The organism is Aquisalimonas lutea (genome assembly GCF_030409225.1).
GTDB classification, from domain to species: Bacteria; Pseudomonadota; Gammaproteobacteria; order Nitrococcales; family Aquisalimonadaceae; genus Aquisalimonas; species Aquisalimonas lutea.
Genome location: NZ_JAUFPK010000009.1, coordinates 1 through 4,663, shown reverse-complemented (window position 1 = coordinate 4,663; position 4,663 = coordinate 1). Strand labels below are relative to the sequence as shown.

Sequence of the window (4,663 nt, the reverse complement as noted above, 5' to 3'; positions counted from 1 at the left end):
CGGACGGTTGCTCCCCGCCCAGACATCCATCAGACCGTGAAACTCCACCTCCGTCTGCGCCGTTGCAGCGCCGGAAGCGAGCATGAGTGCCATGGTACCCGGTACAATCCCGCATGTTTTCATTCTATGGCGCACGATGATTCCCCCGTTGCCGTTGACTTGAGGCCCGGCTCCGGCGAGGGACCGGGCCATCTTCTACAGCGAATGCAATACATTCATGTATACGGTTTCAGGTTTCGTGCCATCAGCGTTCTTTCGAGAGAAACGGCCGTATAATCAGGAAGGAACCACTGCGGTCCGGTTCATGCCGGGAAGACCGGTACCGCCGGCACACCCCGGCATAGTGCACAATCATCGCCGGGCGCACCGCGAAAGTGCACAACGACCGGCCGCGACCGAGGATCGAGCACCGTGACGGATCTCCCCGCCAGAGACCCCACCACCTGCGTCGCCTGCGCGCTCTGCCGGGGCCGCAGCCGGGTCGTTCTGCCCGACGGGCCGGTCGGGGGGCTCATGGCCGTGGGCGAGGCGCCGGGGCGACAGGAGGATGAACAGGGCGTCGGTTTCGCCGGCCCCGCCGGGCGGACCCTGGATCGCGTGCTGGCGGAACACGGCCTGGGGCGCCGGGACTACGCCCGCACCAACGTCGTGCGCTGCCGGCCGCCGGACAACCGGCGCCCCCGGCGGGCGGAGATCGCGGCCTGCCAACCCTGGCTGACGGCAACGCTGGAGGCGTTCGCGCCCCGGGTGCTGCTGGCCGTGGGCCAGACGGCGACGGCTCAGCTGCTGCCCTACTGGACCAACCGGCACCTGGAGCGCCTGGACGCGTTGCTGGAGCGCCCGTCCGGTGACGGCGAGCTGCCCGTCTACCAGGGCATCCCGGTGGTGCCGATGCCGCATACCAGCGGCCTGGCGTGGAATCGCCGCACACCGGACGGGCGCCCCATCAGCGAGCTTGGACACCGGGCGGTGGCCCGCGCCGTGGCCATGCTGGACTAGTGCGGCATCCGGGCCTGTTAACCGGCCCCAACCGCTGGGCAGGCCGTCAGCCGGCCCCGCCGGCGGGCACCGATGCCGCGTCGCCGTCGGCACGCTCCCAGGGCGCCACGGGCTTGAACTCCCCGACCAGGAAATCGACGAACGCACGGATCTTGCGGGCGAGATGCCGCCCCTGCGGGAAGAGCACGTAGTACGCGGAGTTCTCCTGGACATAGCCCGGGAGTACCGGGACGAGCCGGCCCGCCTCCAGATCGGGCGCCACCAGCCAGGTGGACAGCCGCGCCACGCCGACGCCGGCACGGGCCGCCTCGTACACGCCGCTGGCGGTGTTGGCGTGGAAGTTCCCGTCCACGTGGATTCTCCGTGTGCCCCCGTGGCCGTCCTCGAAGTCCCAGTCGTTGAAGCCGGTGACGTTGTACAGCGTCACGCAGTTGTGATGGCGCAGGTCGTCCGGCGTCTCCGGCTGGCCGTTGCGCCGGATGTAGTCCGGCGAGGCGACGATGACGCGCCGGTTCACGGCCAGCTGCCGCACCACCAGGGACGGATCGTCCACCTGCTCCTGGAGCATGATGGCGACGTCAATGCCCTCGTTGAGCACGTCCACGGGGCGGTCGGTGAGCTCGAACTCGATGTTGAGATCCGGGTTCGCGGCCAGGAAGCGGTTCAACCGCGGCAGCACCTGCACCCGGGCGAATGCCGCCGTGGCCGTCACGCGCAGGGTGCCGCGCACTTCCCCCTGAAGAGAGCCGACGGCCTCTTCGGCCTCCTGGATCCGGGTCATGATCTCGGCGCAGCGCCGGTAGAACTCCTGGCCGACTTCCGTGAGGCCGACGCGACGCGTGGTGCGGTTGAACAGCCGGGCGTCGAGCCGGTCTTCCAGGCGGCGGATCTGCTTGCTCACCGCCGACGGTGTCATGTGAAGCTGCCGCGCCGCCGCGGAAAAGCTCCCGTGCTCGACGCAGCGCACGAAGATCAGCATCTGGGTCGTGTGATCCACGTCTTCTCCTCCGGTTACGAATCTTTGCCTCTCCGGCACGGGTTCTTGTCGTTTTTGTCGCTTCAGGGCGCGACGCCGGATTGCTATCGTTCTGGTGATCACGCTGCCGGCCGGCAGCGATCGATCGCGAAAGCCTCCCTAGCTTCCGGAGCCCGCACGGGCTCCTTTTTTTACCCGCGGAAAACGTCTTCCGGGGCCGTGGGTCCGCGCACCGACGAGCAGCGGTGGAACGATTCAGAGAGTAACGGTGATGGGACAGGGAAGATCCCGCTCGTCGCAGTTGCTGCCGGCGCCCTCCCGATCCACCACCAGGAAGTCCGCCTCCCGATCCAGGGCCAGCATGGGGTGATGCCAGACACCGGCGTGAAAGTTCACGCCCTGGCTGCCGCTGGTCACGAACGCGCGGATATCCCCGCTACGGACGGACTCCCCCGGCGGCGCCACCACGATCACGAACCGATCCCCCGTCACCGGCATGAACGCCTGGCTGCCCAGCGGGTGGCGCTCCAGCAGTTCCAGCTCGATGGGCGGCACGAAGGGCCGGCTGCGGAAGATGCTGATGGCGGGGCGGGCCCCTTCGCCGAGCAGCTGGACCGAGGCCAGGTCGTGGTAGCGCATGGTCGTGCCGCCGTTGATCGGGAAGCGGCGCACGCTGTCGTCCGCCTGGATCACGTCACCGAACGCGGCGAAGGCGTCACGGGTCAGCGGTTCCGCCCACAGCTCCATGCTCAGCCGCCCCCGTGCAACGCCGCTTCCGCCCTGCCCGCTTGCGAGCGGTCGTCCTCCGCGCGGCTGTCCCAGGGATGGACTTCCGCCCAGTGGCGCGCGATATCCACGCGGCGGGCGACCCACACGCGATCATGCGCCTCCACGTGATCCAGGAACCGCTGCAGCGCCCGGAAGCGGCCAGGGCGTCCGATGATCCGCGGATGCAGACCGATGGAGAGCATCTTCGGCCGTTCCGCGCCCTCCTCGTAGAGCACGTCGAAGGCGTCGCGGAGATAGGCGAAGAACTGATCGCCGGAATTGAACCCCTGGGGCGTGGCGAAGCGCATGTCGTTGCTGTCCAGCGTATACGGGACCACCAGGTGCGGCTTGCGCTCGCCGCTTGCGGTCTCGACTTGCGTCCAGAACGGCAGGTCGTCGCCGTAGTAGTCGGAGTCGTAGAGGAATCCGCCGTGCTCGACCACCAGCCGCCGGGTATTCGGGCTGTCCCGTCCCGTATACCAGCCCTGGGGCGGCTCGCCGGTCAAGCGCCGGATCGTCTCCACCGCACGCTCCATGTGGGCCCGCTCCGTGGCCTCGTCCATGTGCTGGTAGTGAATCCAGCGCCAGCCGTGGCAGGCGATCTCGTGGCCCAGGCGTACGCAGGCCTCGGCCACCTCCGGGTTGCGCTCCAGGGCCATGCCGACGCCGAAAAGCGTCAACGGCAGGCCGCGGCGCTCGAACTCCTGCAGCACGCGCCATACGCCCACCCGCGAGCCGTACTCGTAGATGGACTCCATGCTCATGTGGCGGTCGTGGTAGGCTTCGGCGCCGATGATCTCCGAGAGAAACACCTCCGAATGCGAGTCCCCGTGCAGGATGTTGCTCTCCGCCCCCTCCTCGTAGTTCAGGACGAACTGGACGGCCACGCGGGCCCGGCCGGGCCAGCGCGCATGGGGCGGATCACCCGCATAGCCCCGCATGTCCCGGGGATACGGCGTACTGCTGTGCTCGTCACTCATGGTGTCGTCTCCCTGGGCCGACCGCGGGCGGGGATCAGCCTTCCCCCGCCCCGCGACGACCGAAGATTGCCTTGAAATCCGGTGTGCCTTCGCTGCTGCCCTCGAAGCGCAGTGACTTCTCGATATGCCGCAGGTGGCTCTCCATCCAGGTGCGGGCCCGCTCCTTCTCGCCCGCCTCCAGCAGGTCCAGGACCTCGCCGTGGTCGCCGCAATCGCAGCCGACGCTGTCGGTGGAGCCGTAAACGGCGATCACCAGCGACGAGCGCAGCGCCAGCTGGCCGACGAACTCGCTCATGGGCTCGTTGCGGGCGACCCGCGCCAGCCGCGTGTGGAATGCGGCCGAGAGCTGGATGGCATTGCGCTGGTCGCCGTCCGCCTGCGCCTCACGCTCGTCGCGGACCAGCTGACGCAGCTCCGAGAGATCCTCTTCCGTCATGTTGTCGGCCGCGCTGCCCATCAGCGCGCACTCCACCAGGCGGCGCGCCTCGAAGACATCCCGGGCCTCGCCCGGCGACGGCCGCGCCACGCTGGCACCACGGTTGGCCTGGATGGTGACCAGGCGCTCCAGGGCCAGTCGCTGCAGCACCTTGCGAATGCCCGTGCGGCTGACGTCGAACGCCTCGGCCAGGGCATCCTCCGGCAGGCGATCCCCGGGCGAGAGCCGATGCTCGACGATGGCCTCGCTCATGGCCCGGTAGATCTCCTCGTCGCGCCTGGAGTCCCGTCCCTTGCCCTTGCGGCCGGTGGTCATGGCGGTGATGTTATCTCTCGACATCTTCTTCCTCCCCTGGGCTCGCCCGAACGCATCGGTCCAGGCCACTGATTCTACAGAATTGTATACACCCACGAGCGGAGGCTCCAGGGGATGCCGCGGATCACCGCTAGAAGCGGTACTGCATGCCGGCGCCGACGGTCTCGCCGCGCGGGTCGACGCCGTCGA

General features: G+C 68.6%; 5 protein-coding genes. 1 reads left to right on the top strand and 4 read right to left on the bottom strand.

From position 1 onward, the window contains the following. Window positions 1–411: 411 nt before the first annotated feature. Window positions 412–999 (top strand): uracil-DNA glycosylase, encoded by a 588-nt coding sequence (locus QWY84_RS19785; protein WP_290204783.1) that lies wholly within the window; start codon window positions 412–414, stop codon window positions 997–999. A gap of 46 nt (window positions 1,000–1,045) precedes the next feature. Here QWY84_RS19785 and QWY84_RS19780 read toward each other — a convergent pair whose 3' ends face one another. The 4 genes from QWY84_RS19780 to QWY84_RS19765 all read right to left on the bottom strand — a co-directional run bounded on the left by QWY84_RS19780 (window position 1,046) and on the right by QWY84_RS19765 (window position 4,498). Then, complete coding sequence (locus QWY84_RS19780; protein ID WP_290204782.1) at window positions 1,046–1,996, bottom strand: LysR family transcriptional regulator; 951 nt, start codon at window positions 1,994–1,996, stop codon at window positions 1,046–1,048. A gap of 234 nt (window positions 1,997–2,230) precedes the next feature. Then, window positions 2,231–2,722: an ureidoglycolate lyase gene (locus tag QWY84_RS19775; protein ID WP_290204781.1), complete on the bottom strand. Its 492-nt coding sequence runs from the start codon at window positions 2,720–2,722 to the stop codon at window positions 2,231–2,233. A 2-nt stretch (window positions 2,723–2,724) separates the two neighbouring features. Then, window positions 2,725–3,723 (bottom strand): allantoinase PuuE, encoded by a 999-nt coding sequence (gene puuE / locus QWY84_RS19770; protein WP_290204780.1) that lies wholly within the window; start codon window positions 3,721–3,723, stop codon window positions 2,725–2,727. A gap of 34 nt (window positions 3,724–3,757) precedes the next feature. Further along, window positions 3,758–4,498: a GntR family transcriptional regulator gene (locus QWY84_RS19765; protein WP_290204779.1), complete on the bottom strand. Its 741-nt coding sequence runs from the start codon at window positions 4,496–4,498 to the stop codon at window positions 3,758–3,760. Window positions 4,499–4,663 lie beyond the last annotated feature (165 nt).

Bases quoted from the DNA above. Each gene is read 5' to 3' on its own strand.
- QWY84_RS19775 (WP_290204781.1), bottom strand. From the start codon at position 2,722: ATGGAGCTGTGGGCGGAACCGCTGACCCGTGACGCCTTCGCCGCGTTC.
- puuE (WP_290204780.1), bottom strand. From the start codon at position 3,723: ATGAGTGACGAGCACAGCAGTACGCCGTATCCCCGGGACATGCGGGGC.
- QWY84_RS19765 (WP_290204779.1), bottom strand. From the start codon at position 4,498: ATGTCGAGAGATAACATCACCGCCATGACCACCGGCCGCAAGGGCAAG.